Annotated in this window: 16 protein-coding genes; 9 read left to right on the top strand and 7 right to left on the bottom strand. The window is 60.9% G+C overall.

The features are described 5' to 3' along the window. Nucleotides 1-42 precede the first annotated feature (42 nt). From GGU46_RS11940 to GGU46_RS11930, 3 genes are all read right to left on the bottom strand, one after another. The gene (locus tag GGU46_RS11940) at nt 43-702 is read right to left on the bottom strand and encodes a helix-turn-helix transcriptional regulator (protein WP_183403768.1); all 660 of its coding nucleotides are present in this window, start codon (nt 700-702) and stop codon (nt 43-45) included. A gap of 305 nt (nt 703-1007) precedes the next feature. Further along, nucleotides 1008-1424 carry a hypothetical protein gene (locus GGU46_RS11935; RefSeq protein ID WP_183403767.1) on the bottom strand — a complete coding sequence of 139 codons (417 nt, stop codon included), beginning with the start codon at nt 1422-1424 and terminating at the stop codon, nt 1008-1010. A gap of 59 nt (nt 1425-1483) precedes the next feature. Next, nucleotides 1484-2848: an ABC transporter permease gene (locus GGU46_RS11930; RefSeq protein ID WP_317171909.1), complete on the bottom strand. Its 1365-nt coding sequence runs from the start codon at nt 2846-2848 to the stop codon at nt 1484-1486. 116 nt (nt 2849-2964) lie between these two features. Between GGU46_RS11930 and GGU46_RS11925 the strand changes: the two genes are divergently transcribed. Continuing rightward, complete coding sequence (locus GGU46_RS11925; protein WP_183403765.1) at nt 2965-4242, top strand: asparagine synthetase B; 1278 nt, start codon at nt 2965-2967, stop codon at nt 4240-4242. A gap of 144 nt (nt 4243-4386) precedes the next feature. Beyond that, nucleotides 4387-6231 carry a glycoside hydrolase family 2 protein gene (locus GGU46_RS11920; protein WP_183403764.1) on the top strand — a complete coding sequence of 615 codons (1845 nt, stop codon included), beginning with the start codon at nt 4387-4389 and terminating at the stop codon, nt 6229-6231. Nucleotides 6232-6248: 17 nt separating this feature from the next. On the opposite strand, the gene GGU46_RS11915 is transcribed toward GGU46_RS11920, so the two are convergent. The 4 genes from GGU46_RS11915 to lpxK form a co-directional block, all read right to left on the bottom strand. After that, entirely contained in the window at nt 6249-6713 is a 465-nt protein-coding gene (locus GGU46_RS11915) for a hypothetical protein (protein WP_183403763.1), read from the bottom strand. Between the two features lie 91 nt (nt 6714-6804). Beyond that, the gene (gene miaE / locus GGU46_RS11910; protein ID WP_139921604.1) at nt 6805-7401 is read right to left on the bottom strand and encodes a tRNA-(ms[2]io[6]A)-hydroxylase; all 597 of its coding nucleotides are present in this window, start codon (nt 7399-7401) and stop codon (nt 6805-6807) included. Nucleotides 7402-7490: 89 nt separating this feature from the next. Further along, entirely contained in the window at nt 7491-9554 is a 2064-nt protein-coding gene (locus GGU46_RS11905) for a putative porin (RefSeq protein WP_183403762.1), read from the bottom strand. Continuing rightward, nucleotides 9547-10608: a tetraacyldisaccharide 4'-kinase gene (gene lpxK / locus GGU46_RS11900; protein ID WP_183403761.1), complete on the bottom strand. Its 1062-nt coding sequence runs from the start codon at nt 10606-10608 to the stop codon at nt 9547-9549. Before lpxK ends, GGU46_RS11905 begins: the two co-directional genes overlap by 8 nt. A gap of 189 nt (nt 10609-10797) precedes the next feature. Here lpxK and GGU46_RS11895 point away from each other — a divergent pair, with 189 nt between their 5' ends. The 7 genes from GGU46_RS11895 (at nt 10798) to miaB (ending at nt 19026) form a co-directional block, all read left to right on the top strand. Next, nucleotides 10798-11538: a protein phosphatase 2C domain-containing protein gene (locus tag GGU46_RS11895; RefSeq protein ID WP_183403760.1), complete on the top strand. Its 741-nt coding sequence runs from the start codon at nt 10798-10800 to the stop codon at nt 11536-11538. 74 nt (nt 11539-11612) lie between these two features. Next, complete coding sequence (locus tag GGU46_RS11890) at nt 11613-12308, top strand: uracil-DNA glycosylase family protein (protein ID WP_183403759.1); 696 nt, start codon at nt 11613-11615, stop codon at nt 12306-12308. 75 nt (nt 12309-12383) lie between these two features. Beyond that, nucleotides 12384-13484, top strand: a complete 1101-nt coding sequence (locus GGU46_RS11885; RefSeq protein WP_183403758.1) for a Nif3-like dinuclear metal center hexameric protein — start codon at nt 12384-12386, stop codon at nt 13482-13484. Next, nucleotides 13474-14223: a zinc ribbon domain-containing protein gene (locus GGU46_RS11880; RefSeq protein ID WP_183403757.1), complete on the top strand. Its 750-nt coding sequence runs from the start codon at nt 13474-13476 to the stop codon at nt 14221-14223. Before GGU46_RS11885 ends, GGU46_RS11880 begins: the two co-directional genes overlap by 11 nt. Before the next feature lie 58 nt (nt 14224-14281). Further along, entirely contained in the window at nt 14282-15796 is a 1515-nt protein-coding gene (locus GGU46_RS11875; RefSeq protein ID WP_183403756.1) for a tetratricopeptide repeat protein, read from the top strand. A gap of 315 nt (nt 15797-16111) precedes the next feature. Continuing rightward, nucleotides 16112-17395 (top strand): aminodeoxychorismate synthase component I, encoded by a 1284-nt coding sequence (gene pabB, locus GGU46_RS11870; protein WP_183403755.1) that lies wholly within the window; start codon nt 16112-16114, stop codon nt 17393-17395. A 170-nt stretch (nt 17396-17565) separates the two neighbouring features. Beyond that, nucleotides 17566-19026: a tRNA (N6-isopentenyl adenosine(37)-C2)-methylthiotransferase MiaB gene (gene miaB / locus GGU46_RS11865; protein WP_183403754.1), complete on the top strand. Its 1461-nt coding sequence runs from the start codon at nt 17566-17568 to the stop codon at nt 19024-19026. Nucleotides 19027-19137 lie beyond the last annotated feature (111 nt).

Here is a 19137-nt window from a genome sequence, read left to right as displayed (position 1 = left end):
TTGACCGGGCGCTTTTTCATGGAAAGCCTAACCATTGGTATACTAACGGGTTAACTGCCGCTGCATCAGATCCATCATTTGTTGCATCAGTCGTTGCTGCTCCTGCAAGTGCTGGTTGCGCAACTCTGCCAGAGCCAGCTGATGGGCCATTTGCTGGGTATAAAGAGCCGTTTGCCAGCTGGTATCCGGGGCAGCGGTTGGTGCCGAGGCAACTGCCGGGGCTGGCGCAGGTACTTCAACTACTGGCTGGGGCGAAGACAGCGGAACTGCTGCAGCTTCGGGTGCTGGTAGGGTTACTGGGGAAACTGATGGGGCGACTGGTGAACTGGCCTGTTCAGGAGCCGTTGCGACGTTGAGAGGAGCAGCATCGACCACTGAGGAGCTGCTTGCAACCGCAGCACTGGCGTTTACCGGAGCGGCAATAGTAGCAGCAACTGATTTGGGTTCACGCTCCGACGCCCGATTCTCCGTTGCATCATGGAGCATTGGCCCAACGCCTTGCAATAGCCAATCTTTTGATATGTTTGGATATACTTCAAATATCTTACACAAAAGGTCAAATCCGGGCTTGTTTCTTTCTTCGACCAAATGTTGAATCACGGTAGCCGTCTTATCTAACGAAATGGCAAAAGCGTTTTTACTAATGCCAAGTTGCTGGATAAACTGCGCAATACGCTGCCCAACGGTGGAAGAATCAGCCATCTTATACAAATGATTATTTTTTCAAATGTATAATAAAATTCTTAATTTACCTTGCGAATGCAAGTGCTTCTTGCGCTCATCTTCGTTTGGCGAAATCGTATCCTAAGTTGTCAGGCGATAGAGCGGGCTTATCACGGTTCAGGGTTGCGCCCGCTACCGGTAATCTTTCGAATAGGTTACCGGTCTGCCCTACCCCTCTGAGGAGAGTAAAGATCAGCATTCAGTCCGTAACCAAACCTTGGCTGCTGTTGCAATGCTTCTTTTCCATAAGATAAGTAGCTCACACCCGTACCCCACCGGTTAGTTTAGCGGTTGGCGGCAGCTTGCCACTCTGTAACCGCTTGGGTTAAGGCAGTCAGTTGTTCTTTATCTACAGCACGAGAGCCAAACCATAGCCCCTGCTCCTGCTCCAGCAACTGCGCCAACTGCACTGTGCTACCCACGTTATGAAGCTGATACAGCACCGTGCGTGTTAACCCGGGGTAGTAAGCATGATCTGCTTCCACGCCAGCCACATTGTATGTGATCAGCAGTTGGTGCAATTCATCAAAGCGCGGCCCAAAGGACTCGCGCACTATGTCAACAGCAGGAATACGCGCATGAATCAGCTGCCGCCGCTGATGCGCCAGCAGTTCCCGCCGCAATTGTCGTTCATCAGCTTTCCTTGCGGTGCGGGACCCCAGCAGCTGGAGCGCTAACCTCAGTAAAGAAACTCCAAGCATAGCTGAGCTAGGTAATGGTAGCGGCATATGCTGCCGTTACCAGGCAGAGCGGGCATCCCCTACTCGAAGCGCAGGCTTTCGATGGGGTCGAGGGCGGCGGCTTTGCTGGCGGGGTAGTAGCCCGAGGCCAACCCCACCGTTACGCAGATCAGCAGGCCCAGCGTCATCCAGAGCCAGGGCACAATAAAGCCGCCCTGCTCCATAAACAACGTCAGCAGGTTGCCCCCGCCTACCCCCAGCACAATACCCAGTAATCCGCCCATTACGCAAATTACAATGGCCTCGATGAGGAACTGCTGCCGGATCTGAAAGGAGGTGGCCCCTAGAGCCTTACGAATACCAATTTCACGGGTGCGCTCCGTCACGGACACCATCATGATGTTCATCAGGGCAATGCTGGCCCCAAGCAGGGTAATAAAGCCCACCAGAAAGCCGCCGGTTTTCAACCCGCCCGAGAGCTCATCCAGCTTGGCCGCCAGCGAATCGGAGCGCTCCACCTCAAAGCTGTCTTCCTGGCCCAGCGCGTCGTGGCGTACGGCCCGCATAATGCCCGTGGCCTGGCCCGTGAGGTAAGTCAGCTCGCCGGGGTTGGTGGTGGCCGTCTTTACGTCGAAGGTCAACTCGCGCTGGCGGGGTAGCTGGTTGCCGGTTTCCAGCGGAATCAGCACCAGCCGGTCGGCGCCGCCGCCCTGCCCGCTGCTGCCGCTTTTCTCCAGCACGCCCACCACCAGAAACCGCCGGCCCATCAGATACACGTAGTTGTTGAGGGCGCTGCCGGTGGGGTAGAGCTTGTCCTTTATCTCGGAGCCAATAATGGCTACGTTGGTGCCATTCTCCAGCTCCAGGGGCGAAAACGTGCGCCCGGTGCCCAGGTTGTAGCTCTGAATCCGCAAGTAGTTCTCGTCGCCGGCCACTACCTGAATATTGGGGTTGGTTTTCTGGCCATTGGCCTTCACCTCCGTCGCGCCCGAGATAAAGGCGGACACCCCTACCTGGGCTTCGTCGCCGAGGGTTTGTTTGTACTTTTGGGCCTGCAGCAGCGTAATCGGCGGGTACACTTTGCCCTTTACCCCGCCCCGCCGGGAACGGTTATTATAGCCCTTGGCCTTCATCTCGAAGGAGTTGGCTCCCAGGCTGGCAAACGTTTGGTTCAGGGAGAATTTCATCACGTCGATGGCCGTCAGAATCCCTACCAGCGACATGATGCCGATGCTCACAATGAGGGCCGTGAGGATGGTGCGCAGCAGATTGCTTTTGATGGAACGAAAAGCCTCTTTGATGTTTTCCAGCAGATGCATAGGGCGGGCGGCAGGTAGGCTCGGGAAGCGTGGAGCCGGAGCTGAGGTAAACTCGCCTGCGGAGGCGTAGGGCACCAGCAACCAGCCGTGCAAGGTAAGCGGTTTCGCGTAAACTCCCAGTGGCATTTAGTACCTTTAGAAGCACGGATTCAGCCGGCTTTCTCGACTTTCATGGATTCACCCGGGGCCGGGCCGTGGTAGCGGCTGTAAGGCGGGTGGGTCTGCTTTTGGCGTTTCTTAGTATGACCTTTCCTCGTTTGTTTGCCCTGATTCTGCTGCTGGTACTGGCTGGGCTCCGGCCCGCAACTGCTTGGGCCAACCACATCTTCATCCCGATGGATAACACCCAGAAGGAGCACCTGAAAGCCTACGGGGCGGCCTACTGGCTGCTGGGCCGGCAGGTGGAGGTTGACTGGCTGCTGAATTACCGGGGCGGAGCCTTTGCCTGCGCGGTAGCCCCGGGGGCCGAAAATGAGCTGGCCGTGCGGGGGGTAACTTACCAGGTTATCAGTGAGGCCCAGTACACCAGCATCCTCTCGGAAATAGCCGACCCCAACGCCAACATGGACGTGATGAAGCTGGAGAAGGTGCCTAAAATTGCGGTGTACACGCCCAAAGGCAAGCAGCCCTGGGACGACGCCGTAACGCTGGTGCTGGCGTACGCCGAAATTCCCTACACCCAGATTTACGACGACGAGGTGCTACGCGGCGACCTGCCCAAGTACGACTGGCTTCACCTGCACCACGAGGACTTCACGGGCCAGTACGGCAAGTTCTACCGTAGCTATAGCGGCCGGCCCTGGTACCAGCAGCAGCAGCGCGAGGCCGAGGCTACGGCCAAGCGCAACGGCTTCGCGAAGGTAAGCCAGATGAAGGCGGCCGTGGTGGTAAAAATGCAGGAGTTTATTGCCGGCGGCGGCTTTCAGTTTGCCATGTGCTCGGCCACCGACTCCTACGATATTGCCCTGGCCGGGCTGGGCCTGGACCTGGTAGAAAGCATGTATGACGGCGACCCGGCCGACCCCCAGGCCCAGCAAAAGCTCAACTTCAACCGCACCCTCGCCTTCCAGAACTTCCATCTGGTGCGCGACCCGCTGGAGTACGAATACTCCGACATCGACATGGACCCGCGGGAGCGGCGCGTGTACGAAGACAACGATTATTTCCAGCTCTTCACTTTCTCGGCCAAGTACGATCCGGTGCCCACCATGCTCACTCAGGACCACGAGCGCACCATCAAAGGGTTTATGGGCCAGACCACGGCCTTCCGGAAGTCGCTGGTGAAGCCCGATGTGGTGGTTATGGGCGACAACAAGGCCTCCGGCGAGGTGCGCTACATGCACGGCACGCTGGGCAAAGGCACCTGGACCTTCTACGGTGGCCACGACCCCGAAGATTACCAGCACTTTGTGGAGGAAGAGCCCACCGACCTGGCCCTGCATCCCAACTCCCCCGGCTACCGGCTTATCCTGAACAACATTCTGTTCCCGGCGGCCAAAAAGAAAAAGCAAAAGACCTAATTCCTAGGTTATTGCACTTGCCATGCCCTGCTTTGACGCCTCCCTGCCGCATCGTGGCAGGGAGTTTTTTTTGTTTTATCTGGTGGGGCAGGTATCCAGCCCCGCGCCAAACTCGTTTGTAGCATTCACACCAACGTTGTTGTTATGCCTGCTTCTGCCTCTAACTACGGCTTTTCCACCTCTCAGAACGACGTCCGGACGGCTAACCCCCTGCCGCGCGCGGTTCTTCGCTCCAATAACTACCTGCTGCTGGATGGCGAATGGCGCTTTGCCGTGGACCCCGATGATACGGGGCTGCGCGACGGCTGGTATCTGGCGCACAACTATCAGCAGACCGCCAGCTGGCCGGGCTCGGTGGAAGAGCACATGGCCCAGAGCCAACCCGAAGCCCCGCAGTGGCAGGACAAGGTAGTGGTGTGGTACGAGCGGGAATTTACCCTGCCCGAGCGGGGCGACGACGGCACCCACTCGCTGTTTCAGCTGACCTTCGGGGCCTGCGGCTACGAAACCCGCGTGTGGCTGAATGGCTTCCTGCTCAGCACCATTGAGGGGGAGCAGGTGCACTACGGTGAGTACACCTCCTTTTCGTTTGAGCTGCGCGAGGAACACCTGCGCCCCGTCAACCGCCTGACCGTGCGCATCGTGGATACCATGGACGCCGACACCACCCGGGGCAAACAGGAGTCGCACGTGTACAAGCGCGGCGGCATCTGGTACCAGACCTACACCGGCGCCGTGCGCAGCGTGTGGCTGGAAATGGTAGAGCGCAACCGCCTCCGCTCCCGCGTGGGGGTAGATAGCATCATCGAGGACCGGATGGTGCGCTTCAACCTGACCACCCGTATTCATGACCCCGGCTTGTACACGCTGCGTCTGCAGGTGTACGACCGGGTAGCGCCCACGCCCCAGCCCCTGGCTACCGCCGATTTTCCGCTGCGCCTGGAGGCCGGTCAGCGTCAGCAACGGGTAGTGATGGAGCTGGCCGGGGCCAAGCTCTGGGCCCCGGGCTCCCCGAACCTGTACCGCCTGGTAGCGCAGTTGATTGATAGCGAAGGTTATTCCGCCGAAATCGAAACCCACTTCGGCCTCCGCAAGGTTGAGTCGCGCGGTACTTACGTGTACCTCAACAACGAGCCCATTTACCTGGACGGTATTCTGTATCAGCCTGGTACGGCCACTTTCGAGGAGATGCAGCGCCACATGCACGCCATGCAGGCCCTGGGCTGCAACCTCGTGCGCGTACACATTGCCGGCGTGGACCCGCGCATTTACAACCTGGCCGACGAGTTGGGCCTGCTGCTGTGGGTGGAGGTGCCCAGCCCGCACTCCTCTACCCCCAAAAGCCGGGAAAACCACCGCGCCGAGTTGCTGCGCATGCTGGCCCTGATTGAGTCGCACCCATCCATTGTTATCTGGAGCTTATATAACGAGGACTGGGGCGCCCAGGACATTGCCACTAACCCCGAAACCCGGCGCTACATCGTGGAAATGTACCACTACATGCACATCAACCACCCGCAGTTTCTGGTGGTAGATAACGACGGGTGGCAGCATATTTCGCAGGAGGGCCGGCTAAAATCCGACCTCCTGACGGCGCACGTGTACACCCCGGAGCTGGAACGCTGGTCGGAACTGCTCGACCGCATGGTGCAGGGCGACCTCAACAACGTAGCCGTGCTACCCCTCGTCATCGGCGACCCATTTTTCTACGGCCGCCAGAAGCCCCTGATTGTCAGCGAATGGGGTGGCTTTGGCTTTGCCGATTACGGCGGACCCCAGAGCTCCGATGAGCGCACGGAGCGCATTCGCCAGTTCAAGCAGGAGTTGCGCAAGCGCCCCATTGCCGGCGACGTATATACCCAGGCCACTAACATTGAGGATGAGCGGAACGGCCTGATTGACTTCCACGGCGGCGAGCTGACGGTACCCCAGGGGCTGCTGGCCTCCAAAAGCGCTTCCCCAGAGGATACTCCCCCGCAGCAGGGGTAGCCGCCGGGCCGCCCGGGCTACTTCGCCAACTGAATAACCTGGCGGGGTAGCTCGGGCAGGTCGGCCGTTTTATCGGGGTCAACGGCCAGGACGAGTTGTACCATCACGGGCTGGCCTTTGGCTACCCCGTAGGCAATCAGTTCGTAGGCCATGCCCCCCGTTTCCGTAGGGTAGCTCAGCCGGAATCCTTTGGCTGGGGCACCCAGGATGGTACACTCCAGCGGCTGGCGCTCCAGGTGCTTTTTCTTTTTCTGGATTTGCTGCATGAACTGCTCCGGAAAGGTGCGCAGCATACCGTAATCCAGGTACATCCAAGTCATTTGGTAGTCCTGGCAGCGCACGGCGTACTTCGACTCCGGCACGCAGCCGGCAGTTATTGGTAGGTCAAGGCCGCAGAAGTTAAGAGTGGCAGGGGTTGCCTCCTGCGCCAGTGCTGTCCAGCCGGGTGCCCACAAAAAGAAAAGCAGTAATAACTTCTTCATCCGGTTAAGCCTGAAAATGCCGGGCTAATATATAGCCTACTGCGGTGTGAGTAATGCACTCCGGAACAGTGACCCACATAATTTCTTTGGCTTAGTGCATCCGGTCGTCGCGAACCGGAAGATTGGTCACGATTTCCCCTTCGATTTTCAGCAGCTCCTGCAGGCGGGCATCTACCTCCTGGGGGTCACTATACTCTTTGGCCAGGTCCACGTAGCTCACAAAATGTCCGGCTTCCGAGGCCATTAACTCGTAGTAGAACTGGCTTAGCTCGGGGTCCGGAATGTGCTTCCACAACAACTTGAACCGCTCGCAGCTACGCGCCTCTATCAGAGCGCTTACCAGCAGCTGATCCATCAGCTGCCGCTCCCGGGCGCCCCCCTTCCGGACGTGGCTCATCAGCTGCACCACGTACTCGTCGCGGCGGGGGCGGCCCAGCTCGTGGCCCCGCTTGCGCAGCTCCTGCAGCACCCGCGTAAAATGCTCCCACTCCTCGGCCACCAGGGCCGTCAGCTCTTCTACCAGCCGGGTCTTTTCGGGGTACTTTACAATCAGGGAAATGCCGGTGCTGGCTGCTTTCTGCTCGCAGTACGCATGGTCCACCAGAATATCAACAATGTTTTTGCTGGCAATGTCCACCCAGCGGGGGTCGGAGTTCAGCTTGAGCTTAAGAATGGTTTTCTCTTTCATGCTTTCAGGTAGCGAAGTGGTGAGAGGTAAGATTGGGCGTGACAGCATGCGCCTCCTTCACAATGTTACCTTTCGCCACTCCCGCACATTCAATTAAAGAACTGCCAACGGATACCGAACTGGAAGCGCCGCGGCATGCCCACGTAGTAGGGGGTAGTAAAGTAGCCCGACTGCGGCAGAAACTGATTGACGTAGGCCATCTTCAGAAACACGCCTACGGTTTTGATATCTCCACTCAGGAAGACGTCAACCAGCGGCGTGTTGCGGATGGTGAAGTGGTCCTGCAGGAAAAACTGCTGGGTGCTGGGGCTGTAGTCGTAGGCTTTCCAGCGCGACTGGAAGTAGCCCTGCACGCCGACTTGAGTCAGGAGCGCCTTCCGGAACACGTACCCCTGGTAGTACAGCCGCGAATCGCCAACCAGCCGGGGCACCCGGACTCCGCCCTTATCCCTGGCCCGGGTATTCTCATCCTCTCCCCCCGCCGTGTAGGTAGCCTGGGTATCCCAGTGGAAATGCCCCACGCTCACGCGGTAGCGGGTCAGGAGCGTGGCCAGTTGCTGGGCCTCGCCGCGCTGCTGGGGCAGGCCGGCCTCATCGAAATAAATCAGGTTGTTGATGTTGGCGACCGTCCCGACCAGTTCCAGGTAGTGGCGGCCCAGCTGCCGGGAAAGCCGCACCCGCAATTGCTGCACCTGGGTGTTGCGGAAGTTGTGCAGGTAGCCGTAGATGCCCGCGCTGTCGGCACTCTGGCGCCACCGGTAATGGTTGCCTTTTACTTCCCGCTCCGTAAGCGTGGGCGAGTAGCTGGTTGAGAGCACCTCACCACTGAGCGGCCCCAGGCGGGTGCCGGCCCGCAGCCAGTATTCGCTATCCTTAATATTGAGAGCCGGCAGAATTTCGCCGGCCGTTTCAATGGCAAACTGCCGGTAGCGAAAAGCCGCCGTGCCTCCCACAAAAAATTGCGTGTCATCGCGCTCGGGCAAAGCTTCCCGTAGCACGGCGGGCTCGCCGTAGTTGGCGCGTGTAATCAGGGAATAAGTCCGCTGCCGGCCGTAGAGGCGGTATTCTACCGTGTTGGTGTTGCCCATTACACCCACCGTATTCTCCAGCTGCCGGAACTCGGCGCGGTCGTCGGTGGTAGCCCGGCTGAGTAGCACGCTCGGGTAAAACGCCGAAACGCCCTGTACCAGGCTCAGGCGGTCATCGGTGTACTTGTTGAGCTGGCGGCGCCAATCAAAAATGTGGAATACGGTAAGGCCCCGGCCCAGCAGGCGGTAGGTATGGGCCAGGCGCACCCGGTCCCGGTCGTCGCGGTTGATGGCGTTGGTTAGATATACCTCCTCGTCCTCGTAGTCAAACAGCTTCGACAAATCAATTTGCCCCGGTCGGCCGGCCAGCGTGTCGGAGGCCAGCGGCCGGACGCCGCCCTGCTCTACGGCCCGGTGCCGGGCCGTGCTGAAGTTAGCCAGGGCGTGGTAACGGTCATCGGGCGACTGGTAGCGCACGAAAAACAGGAAGTTGGAGTGCTCCACCAGCCCGGCCCGGTTACCACTTACGTCAGCCAGATACTTATTCGACCCGAACCGGTCGTAGGCAAAGCCCACGTTGAACGCTTTTTTGATGCTGCGGGTGTAGGACAGCTCAAATACCTGTTCGAAGGGGTTGCCCTGGAAGAAGCGGAAGAAGGTATAAGGCGAGCGGGTATCGTAATAAGGCACGGTGGCTGCGTCGCGCACGTACTGGTCGAAGACGTTGCGGCCCAGGCGGGCGCCCAACTCCGTGTTCGGCGTCCAGAGCAGGCGGCGCGAGGCCGTGCCGAAGTTGCCCAGGTTTTGCTGGTAGGTGCTGTCGTAGGTCCAGTAGCGCGACTGAGGCAGGCGCGTGAGGGTGGTGTCCACCATGCGACCCAGCGTATCGCCCCGAAACACATCGGCTTCCCGCAGGATAAAGGTGGTGTGGGCGCCGTACCGCACCTTGGTGGAGTCGTCCGTAATCTGGGCCCGGGCCGTGCCGGACAGCGCGCCCAGGCCGGCCAGTAGCGCCGCCGCCCGCCCTACCCAGGGCCGGACGCGCACCCGGCCGTAAGCCGGCGCCGACATAGTAATACGGCCCACGGGGGCCTTCAACAACGAAAACACTAGCGGATCAGACAACAGCGTGGGGCTGAAAATATGGGGTCAGCAGCGCGGCCAGCCGGGCTTCCCCGTCGGCCAGAAACCGGACCTCAATTGGAATGTAAAATACGGGCATATCGGCCACAACGGCGGCCAGAGTGGGCTCCAGCAGACGGGCCGCATCTTTCTGCGTGGTCAGAACGCTCTGGCCGGGCGCTAATTGCGCGGTCAGCTCCCACAGCTCGGCCGCGGTAAAAGCGTGGTGGTCGGGGAAGCGGGCGTGGTACACAATCCGGTAGCCGGCCGAGCGCAGGTGCTCCAGCAGCGGCTCGGGCTGGGCAATACCGGTCAGCACTACCACCTCACTGCCGGGCTCAGGGGGTGCTTTCGCCGTGAGCGGTACGGCCGCTCCGTAGTGGTAGCAGGAAAACAGCACGGGCACCGCCGGCCGGGTGTAGCGCTCAATGCGCCGGGTGATTTCCTGCCGGATGGTGGCCGAGAGGTAGGCCGGGCACTTGGTAACTATCACCACATCGGCGCGCACGGCCCCGGCACGGCTTTCGCGCAGGCGGCCGACGGGCAGCACAAAGTCCTCGTAAAAGGGCCGCTCCTGCTCAGTAAGCAATATATTGACGGTGGGCTGTACGCGCCGGTGCTGGTAGGCGTCGTCCAGCACCACGGCGGTAGTAGCCGGCACCTCCTGCAGCAACTGCCGGATGCCCGCCACGCGGTCCTCACTGACGGCTACTGCCACTTGGCTCCCGAAGTGCCGGAACTGCTGCAGGGGCTCATCCCCAATGGTGGCGGCAGTATCGGCGGTGGTGGCGCGGCGGTAGCCCCGGGTGCGGCGGCCGTAGCCCCGGCTCAGCAGGGCCGGCCGCTGGCCCTGGGCCTGCAGCCAGGCCACTACCCACGCCACGTGCGGTGTTTTGCCGGTGCCGCCCACCCGCAGGTTACCCACGTTGATGACGGGCACTTCGGTGAAGCGCACGGAAGGCTTGGTCCCGCTCCGGTAAAGCGCGTTGCGCACGGCCATTACGCCGGCATACAGCCAGCTCAGGGGGAGCAGCAGCCAGGTCAGCAGGGAAGGCATGGGGTAGGCGGTAAGGAGAGGCGCAAAAGTAGTGGGTTACGGACAGCTTGCGAGGGCCCCGCGGCCTATAATGAGGGGCTACGCGGCTGTTTTTGTCGGAAGTTGCCGTAAACGCCGGATATTGGGCCTCTTTCCGGCACCACTTCTCTCTACTGCTACAGCAGACTCCGCCGGAAAGCCCCGCCCCCGATGACGATTTATCAGTTCCTGCAACGCGGAGAGTATCACGTTGATTTTTGCGAAGACTTTACGGTAGTGATGCCGCTGGGAGAAGACAAGCTGGTGTGCGCCGTGCTCGATGGGTGCACCCTGGGCCAGGATAGTCACTTTGCCGCTACGCTCGGGGCCAAGCTGCTGCGTAAGGCGGCCAAGGAGTACTACTACCAAGAGCTGTACCAGCCCCGCACGGCCTCCCTTTCCTTGCCCGAAGAGCTTAAATTACTGGTAGCCGGCGTGTTTCATGGCTTCCGGGAAATGCGTAACCTACTTCTGCTCGATACTCCAGAGCTGCTCACCACACTGGTAATCCTGCTACTGGACACCGCCCGCCGCGAGGCCATGCTGCTGGCCCTCGGCGACGCTACCGTGGCCGTAAACGGCGAGCTTATCCGCTTCGAGCAGCAAAACCGACCTGATTATCTGGCCTACCACCTCGGCGAAGACTTCGACGCGTGGTACGCCCTGCAGCGGCAGCGCCTGCACGTGTTGGCCTGCCGGGATATCAGCCTGGCCACGGATGGCATCGACAGCTTCCGGCCCGTAGCGGGTCCCGCCCTGGCCGAGCCGGCAGCGGTAGCTCATCGGCTGCTGGTCGATGAAGAGCTAGCCGAGCGCGCCGAGATGCTCAACATTAAGGTCCGGCAGCTACAAAACGCCGCGGGCCTGGTGCCTACCGACGACGTAGCTATTATCCGGGTGCGGCTCCCGTAGCGGCGTTTCCCCGCCCGTTGGTCGAGCCACAGATGCTATTGCACCGTACAAGTAGCATCATGTACCGCCCGCTTATGCCCTTTGCCGACCGTCTGTTGCGCTTTCTGAGCGAGTTCCCCCTACCCCCGCCTCTGCCCGAAAGCGTACAGGCCTTCAGTCCTTACCAAGATCCAACGCCCCTGGGCCTGTTCACGCAGTTTGCCCGGCAGTACTATACCGGCAACCAGCCCCGTGTGGCCGTGCTGGGCATCAACCCCGGCCGCCTGGGCAACGGCCGCACCGGCGTAGCCTTCACCGACCCGGTTGCCCTGGCTGCCTGGGGCATTGAGAATGAGTTGCCCCGCCGCCGGGAGCCTTCCAGCGAGTTTATGCAGGCCGTGGTAACGGCCATGGGCGGGCCGGCGGCGTTCTACGGGCAGTTTTACCTGGGCTCCCTCTACCCCCTGGTTTTGCTGCGCAACGGGCTGAACTACAACTTCTATGATTCGCCGGTGGTTACGGCCGCGCTGTGGCCCACCATGCAGCAGGGCATGAGGCAGTTGGTAGAGGAAGTAGGCCTGGCCCGCCACGCGGCCATTTGCCTGGGTCGCCGCAACGGGCAATACTTCACCCGCCTTAATGAGGAGCTCGGGCTGTTCGAGCAGCTGCACATCCTCGACCACCCCCGTTACCTCATGCAGTACAAGCGCCGCCACCTCGCGGATAATGTGGCGCATTATGTAGAAACCTTGCGGAGTGCCGGAAATGTGGGAAATATGCACCAGGGTTAGCTTAGCTCATTTCTGGCAATGACTACCCAATAACAGCGCCTACCCTCCTTCCGGCCCGAAACCTATTCCCTACCCATGCCTACCGTCCAAGACCTTATGCGCGTGCTGGAGCGCGCCGCGCCCCTCGCCTACCAGGAATCCTACGACAACGCCGGCCTGCAGTGCGGCGACCCGCAGATGGAAGTGCGCGGCGTGCTTATTGCCCTCGACTGCACCCCGGCCGTGGTGGACGAAGCCCTGCGCCGCGGCTGCAACGTGGTAGTGGCCCACCACCCGCTCATTTTCAAACCCCTCAAGCGCCTGACCGGGGCCAACGAGGTGGAGCAAACCCTGCTTAAAGCCATCAAGCACGATGTAGCCCTGTACGCTGCCCACACCAACCTCGACAATGTGCGGCACGGCGTAAACCGCAAGCTGGCCGAAAAGCTGGGCCTCACCAACCTGCGCATCCTCGACCCCAAGCCCGGCCTGCTGGCCAAGCTGATTACCTACGTGCCCGTCACTCATACCGAAGCGGTTCTGCAGGCCCTTTACCAAGCCGGCGCGGGCCAAGTCGGCGACTACTCCGAGTGCAGCTTCCGCACCGAGGGCACCGGCACCTTCACGCCCGGCGCCGGCACCGACCCGTTTATTGGCCGGCGCGGGGAAGCGGAGACCGTGCAGGAGGAGCGGGTGGAGGTGCTCCTACCCCTGCACCTGCAGCAAACCGCCCTGCGGGCCCTACGCCAGGCCCACCCCTACGAGGAAGTGGCTTACGAAATCGTGAAGCTGGAAAATACCAACCAGGATGTGGGCTCCGGCATGGTGGGCGACTTGCCCGAGCCGCTGAGCCCCCGGGAGTTCCGGCAGCGCCTGAAGCAGGCCCTGGGCGTACCCGTGGTCAAGCACACGGAGTTCGAGCCGCCCATCCGGAAAGTGGCCCTGTGCGGCGGAGCCGGCAGTTTCCTCATTGGCAAAGCCCGCGCGGCCGGGGCCGATGCCTACGTAACCGGCGACCTGAAATACCACGAATATTTCGCTGCCGAAGGCCGTTTGCTGCTCTGCGACGTAGGCCATTTTGAGAGCGAGCAGTTCACCGGCGAAATCTTCCTTGATTTGCTTATGGGCAACTTTGGAAGTACTTTTGCGCTCTTCATTGCTGAGACCCTTACCAACCCCGTCCGTTATGATTTCTAATCCCTCCGCGGAAACCCCCGTTGCCAGTAAGCTGGAAGCCCTTCTGAACCTGCAGCGCATTGACTCGCAACTGGACGAAATCCGGCGCGTGCGCGGCGATTTGCCCGAAGAAGTTCGGGACCTGGAGGACGAAATTGCGGGCTATGAGGTGCGCGTAGGCAAATTCGACGAGGAAATTGCCGCCCTCAACGACCAGATCAAGCAGCGCAAGCAGAACGCCAAAGACGCCGACGGTCTGATTAAGCGCTACGAAGACCAGCAGCAAAACGTACGCAACAACCGTGAGTACGAGGCCATTGCCAAAGAAATCGAGCTGCAGAAGCTGGAAATCCAGATTTCGGAAAAGAAAATCAAAGAAGCTCAGTACCAGATTGAGCTGAAGAACACCGAAATCAGCGGCACCAAGCAGCGCCTGGAAGAGCGCAAGAAAGACCTCGATAATAAGAAGTCAGAGCTGGAAACCATCGTGAGCGAAAGCGAAGCCGATGAGCAAAAGCTTATGGACGAGCGCTCTACGGCCGTGCAGCCGGTAGAAGAGCGCCTGCTGACGGCCTATACCCGCATCCGCGGCAACGTGCGCAACGGCTTGGCCGTGGTAACGGTGAAGCGCGACGCCTGCGGCGGCTGCTTCAACACCGTTCCGCCCCAGCGCCAGGCCGACATCATTGCTCACAAGAAAATCATCGTGTGCGAGCACTGCGGCCGCGTTCTGGCCGACGTAGAGGCCCGCAACGCGTAAGTTGTCCTGACCTTTTAGAAGAGAACGGCCTTGTTTCAGGGCCGTTCTTTTTTTGCCTATGAAATTTCCCGCTGAGGTTCGCCGAGGAGTGCGCCCAGGACCGCAGAGGCTGTTCTGGCTGCTGCTGCTGTGCTCTGCGGTCCTCCGCGAAGCCTTCTGCGCTCCTCTGCGGGAAACCGTAGCCGCACCCGTTCTCACGCCCGCCCAGGCCCGCGCCTACACGGAGGTGCTGAACATGCGCCCGGCCGCAGCCCGCGCCCTGCTGCGCGGCACGGACACCGGCACCCTGCTGGTGCAGGACTGCCTGGATATCACCGAACTGCTCGTCAGTCAGGATGCCAGCCGCTACGCCACCACCGTAGCGGCCCAGAACCGCCGCCTCGCCCTGCTGGAGAAGTCGGCTGAGGCCGGCGCTTTGCGCGAATACACCCGGGCCGAAATCCGGCTGCACCAAGCGGCGGCGCAGGTAGTGTTCGGGCACGAGGTGCAAGGCGCCTGGAGTTTGCGCCAGAGCTACCAGCAGATGCAGCAGGTAGTACGCCGCTACCCCCAGTACCTGCCGGCGCGCAAAACCCTGGGCATGATGCAGTTCTTTATTGGGTCTTTGCCGGAGTCGTACCGCTGGTTTCTGAAACTACTGGGGTTGCCGGGCAGCGTGGAGGCTGGGTTGCACAACCTGCGCCTGGCCGCCACCCAACCCAACGACTTCCAGCTGGAGGCCCGCCTGATTCTGGCCCTGCTGGAAGAAACCTACTACAAGCAGCCCGCAGCCGCCCTTACCCTCATCGAAACCCTGCACCGCCAGCAGCCCGACAACCTGCTGCTGAGCTATTTGCTGATCAGTCAGCACAAAAAGCAGCACCACACCGAAGCCGCCCTGGCCGCCTACCGCGCCCGCCCCACCGGCTCGGCCTACTTGGCGCTGCCCTACCTGCACCACATGGCGGCCGATTTGTTGCTCTACCAAGGGCAATACGCCGCCTCCGTCCGGGCTAACCAGGTATTTTTAGCGGAGTATCAGGGCCAGCACTATCGCAAGGATGCGTATTTCAAGCTGTATCTGGCGGCCTGGCTGAGCGGCGACGCGGCTGGGGCCGAGCAGCACCGGCGGCACATCGGGGCCGGGGGCCGCACCGTGCTGGAGGAGGACACCTATGCCCAGCGCTTTTTCGAGGACAAGCAGCCGCTGCACAAACTCCTGACCCGTGCCCGCCTGCAGATTGACGGCGGCTATTACCGCGAGGCCCTGGCGACGCTCAACGGTTTCCGTGCTACCCCAGCTACTCCCCTGCGCGACCGGCTGGAGGAGCCCTACCGCCTAGCCAGAGCCTGGCACCTGCTCGGCCGCCCCGATTCGGCCCGGCTGTTCTACGCCCGTACTATTGCCCTGGCCGGCAACGCCCCCTACTATTTCGCCCCACAGTCGGCGCTGCAGCTGGGCTACCTCTACCAGCTGGAAGGGCAGAAGAACACGGCGAAAATCTACTTTCAGAAAGCCCTCAGCTACCCCAAACACGAGTACAAGAACAGCACCGACACTAAAGCCAAACTGGCTCTCAAGGAGTTAGAGTAACCCCAAAATGCGTTTAACCGCTCGGCGGGGGTAGGCGAACTGGCGGCAGACTTCTGGCCGCAGGCCAGGCGTCTGCCCGCCGGCAAATAAGGCAAGTCTCCCGACTTGCGGCCGCCAACGGCGGCCAGCTCGCGCTGGCGCCATCCGTGCCGCTGGCTTTTCCTTGTCATCTTATGAATTCCCGAGCGTGCAAAGACGCGTATCCGCGTCTGAGTCGTCGAACGACAACACCTGAACGGCGCGGACGCCGAGACGCAAGGCTGCGTCCGTAAATGGTTCACGAATTTGCACTAGTGCCCCTGCTACCTTTGCCTCGTGCTCACCGTTTCACTCAACACCCTACCCACTGCCTTTCGCGCCCAAGCGCTGCACTGGGCCGCCGAATTTCCGCATTGCGCCTACTTCGAGCCCAACGACCTGCCCTACCCCGGCGGGCCATTCAGCCGCCTGCTGGGGGTAGCAACTCAAGCCCCTACCGCCCCCGCTACCCTCCCGGAACTTCGGAACTGGCTGGCTACGGTGCCGGGCCCGGCGCCCCGTTGCGGCTTTATTACCTACGATGTCAAGAACGAAGTAGAAGCCCTGCACAGCTCCAATCCTACCGGCCTAGCCTGGCCTAACCTGCACTTCTTTACGCCCGAAATCTGGCTGCAGTGGCAGGAGACGACGTTGGAAATTCATGCTCCCGACCCGGCCGCCGTGCTGCGGCAGATTCTGGCGCTGCCCTTGCTACCCCCGGCTCCGGCCCCAACCCCGGCCCTCCGCCCGCGCATGCCGCGCGCGGAGTACCTGGCCGCCGTGCGGGCCGTGCAGAACGATATTCTGGATGGGGAGGTGTACGAGCTCAATCTGTGCCAGGAATTTTACGCTGAAAACGTGCAGCTGAGTCCGGTGGAAGTGTTTCTGCAGCTACAGCAAGCCTCACCTACCCCCTTCGCCGGTTTCTACCGTCACCACGACCATTACCTGCTCTGCGCCTCGCCCGAGCGGTTTCTGCGGCGGCAGGGCAGTACGCTGCTTTCCCAGCCCATCAAAGGCACCATTCGCCGGGGCCCTACCCCCGCCGCCGACGAAGAGCAGCGCCTGGCTCTGCTGCACGACGAGAAGGAGCGCGCCGAGAACCTGATGATTGTGGATCTGGTGCGCAACGACCTCGCCCGCGTAGCCCAGACCGGGACGGTGCAGGTACCCGAGTTGTTCGGCCTCTACCCTTTCCGCCACGTCTGGCAGATGATATCCACCGTGCGGGCCCAGGTCCGCCCCGACGTGGATTTGGTGGACATCCTGCGGGCCGCTTTTCCCATGGGCTCGATGACGGGGGCGCCGAAGATCAGGTCGATGGAGCTGATTGAAGACTACGAGCACAGCCACCGGGGCCTCTACAGCGGCAGCATCGGCTACGTGCTACCCTCCGGCGACTTCGACTTTAACGTGGTCATCCGCAGCCTGCAATACCGCCAGGATACGGGCTACCTTTCCTTCCAGGTCGGCTCGGCCATCACCCACGATTCGGTACCGGAGCGCGAGTACGAGGAGTGCCTGCTGAAAGCTCAGGCCCTGCTGGAAGTATTGGGACAGAGTCAGAGAGTCGCTGAGTAATGGATCAGTTGAGTATCAAATGAAGATAGGCAGGCAGCAACTGACGGCGTAATTGCTCAGCTACTCATTTACTCCGTTACTCTCTCCTGCCATTCTGTCATTTTAGGTAGTAAAGCGTTACCTTTGCCGTTCCCTGAATTGTGAAGCTGACGCCCGCTACGGCCTTTTCCATGTCCCAACCGCTGATTACCCTCGACTTCCTCGATAAAAACACCTTGCCCACGCCCACCGTTGAGGCGGTAACGCACGAGCACGAACCCTCGGGTGAGGTGCGCGTGAACCCGGCCACCCGCACGGGCCGCAGCCGCAAGCTCTACATTGAGAGCTACGGCTGCCAGATGAACTTCTCCGACTCCGAAATCGTGTCGAGTATTCTGTTTGAGCAGGGTTTCGATACCACCGAGGAACTGGAAGGCGCCGACTTGGTGCTGCTGAACACCTGCTCCATCCGGGAAAAGGCCGAGCAGACCGTGCGCATGCGTCTGGCCCAGATCAACGGGCACAAAAAGCGCAACCCTGGCCTGCTGGTGGGGGTGCTGGGCTGCATGGCTGAGCGCCTGAAAAGCAAATTCCTGGAAGAAGAGAAGCTGGTGGACCTGGTGGTAGGCCCCGATGCCTACCGCGACCTGCCCCAACTCATTCAGCAGGTAGATGGCGGCCAGAAAGCGGTAAACGTGTTGCTCAGCCGCGAGGAAACCTACGCCGACATTACGCCGGTGCGCCTGAACTCCAACGGCATCACGGCCTTCATCAGCATCATGCGCGGCTGCGACAACATGTGCTCTTTCTGCGTGGTGCCCTTTACCCGGGGCCGTGAGCGGAGCCGCGACGCCCACAGCATCGTGCAGGAAGCCCGCGACCTGGTGGCCCAGGGCTACAAGGAAGTTACCCTGCTTGGCCAGAACGTGGACTCCTACAAATGGGCTTCCGAAGATGGCACTGAGCACGTCAATTTCGCCCAGCTGCTGGAGCGCGTAGCCCTGGTAAGCCCCGAGCTGCGCGTGCGCTTCTCCACCTCCCACCCCAAGGACATCACCGACGAGGTGCTGCACACCATGGCGCGCCACGAGAACATCTGCAAGTACATTCACTTGCCCGCCCAAAGCGGTAACTCGCGCGTGCTCAAACTCATGAACCGCACCTACGACCGGCCCTGGTACGAGGAGCGTGTGCAAGCCATTCGCCGTATTCTGGGCGAAGACTGCGCCATCAGCACCGACATGATTGCCGGCTTCTGCTCGGAAACCGAGGAAGAACACCAGGACAGCCTGAGCCTGCTCGACTTCGCGCAGTACGACATGGGCTACAACTTCTTCTACTCGGAGCGCCCCGGCACGCTGGCCGCCCGCAAGCTGGAAGATGATATTCCGCTGGAAGTGAAGAAGCGTCGGCTGCAGGAGATTATTGATCGGCAGCAGCTGCACGCCCGGGCCCGCTACGCCCGCATGGTGGGCCGCGTGCACCAGGTGCTGGTAGAAGGCCCTTCTAAGCGCAGCCAGGAGCACCTTAGCGGCCGCAACAGTCAAAACCAGGTCGTTATTTTCCCCAAAGGCACCGCCAAAAAAGGCGACTACGTGAACGTGCTGGCTACCAGCACTACGGGTGCGGCGCTGCTGGGCGAAATGGTGTAAGTAGCTGTCATCCCGCTATTTCCTACTCCTTCTTGTTCGCGGTACATGATTGTGCAGGTAGCGGCTGACTCCTGCAGCTAGAACAGCCGGGCGGGCCAGGATGGGGAAGCT

This window comes from Hymenobacter latericoloratus (assembly GCF_014199535.1).
In the GTDB taxonomy this organism is placed as follows: Bacteria; Bacteroidota; Bacteroidia; order Cytophagales; family Hymenobacteraceae; genus Hymenobacter; species Hymenobacter latericoloratus.
The sequence above is the reverse complement of the archived record's forward strand: the minus strand, read 5'-3'. Positions and strand labels throughout refer to the sequence as shown.

Coding starts and splice junctions, on each gene's coding strand:
- GGU46_RS11875 (WP_183403756.1), top strand. CDS start 14,282: ATGAAATTTCCCGCTGAGGTTCGCCGAGGAGTGCGCCCAGGACCGCAG.
- GGU46_RS11930 (WP_317171909.1), bottom strand. CDS start 2,848: ATGCCACTGGGAGTTTACGCGAAACCGCTTACCTTGCACGGCTGGTTG.
- GGU46_RS11925 (WP_183403765.1), top strand. CDS start 2,965: ATGACCTTTCCTCGTTTGTTTGCCCTGATTCTGCTGCTGGTACTGGCT.
- GGU46_RS11895 (WP_183403760.1), top strand. CDS start 10,798: ATGACGATTTATCAGTTCCTGCAACGCGGAGAGTATCACGTTGATTTT.
- GGU46_RS11890 (WP_183403759.1), top strand. CDS start 11,613: ATGCCCTTTGCCGACCGTCTGTTGCGCTTTCTGAGCGAGTTCCCCCTA.
- GGU46_RS11885 (WP_183403758.1), top strand. CDS start 12,384: ATGCCTACCGTCCAAGACCTTATGCGCGTGCTGGAGCGCGCCGCGCCC.
- GGU46_RS11935 (WP_183403767.1), bottom strand. CDS start 1,424: ATGCTTGGAGTTTCTTTACTGAGGTTAGCGCTCCAGCTGCTGGGGTCC.
- GGU46_RS11920 (WP_183403764.1), top strand. CDS start 4,387: ATGCCTGCTTCTGCCTCTAACTACGGCTTTTCCACCTCTCAGAACGAC.
- miaE (WP_139921604.1), bottom strand. CDS start 7,401: ATGAAAGAGAAAACCATTCTTAAGCTCAAGCTGAACTCCGACCCCCGC.
- miaB (WP_183403754.1), top strand. CDS start 17,566: ATGTCCCAACCGCTGATTACCCTCGACTTCCTCGATAAAAACACCTTG.
- GGU46_RS11915 (WP_183403763.1), bottom strand. CDS start 6,713: ATGAAGAAGTTATTACTGCTTTTCTTTTTGTGGGCACCCGGCTGGACA.
- lpxK (WP_183403761.1), bottom strand. CDS start 10,608: ATGCCTTCCCTGCTGACCTGGCTGCTGCTCCCCCTGAGCTGGCTGTAT.
- GGU46_RS11940 (WP_183403768.1), bottom strand. CDS start 702: ATGGCTGATTCTTCCACCGTTGGGCAGCGTATTGCGCAGTTTATCCAG.
- GGU46_RS11880 (WP_183403757.1), top strand. CDS start 13,474: ATGATTTCTAATCCCTCCGCGGAAACCCCCGTTGCCAGTAAGCTGGAA.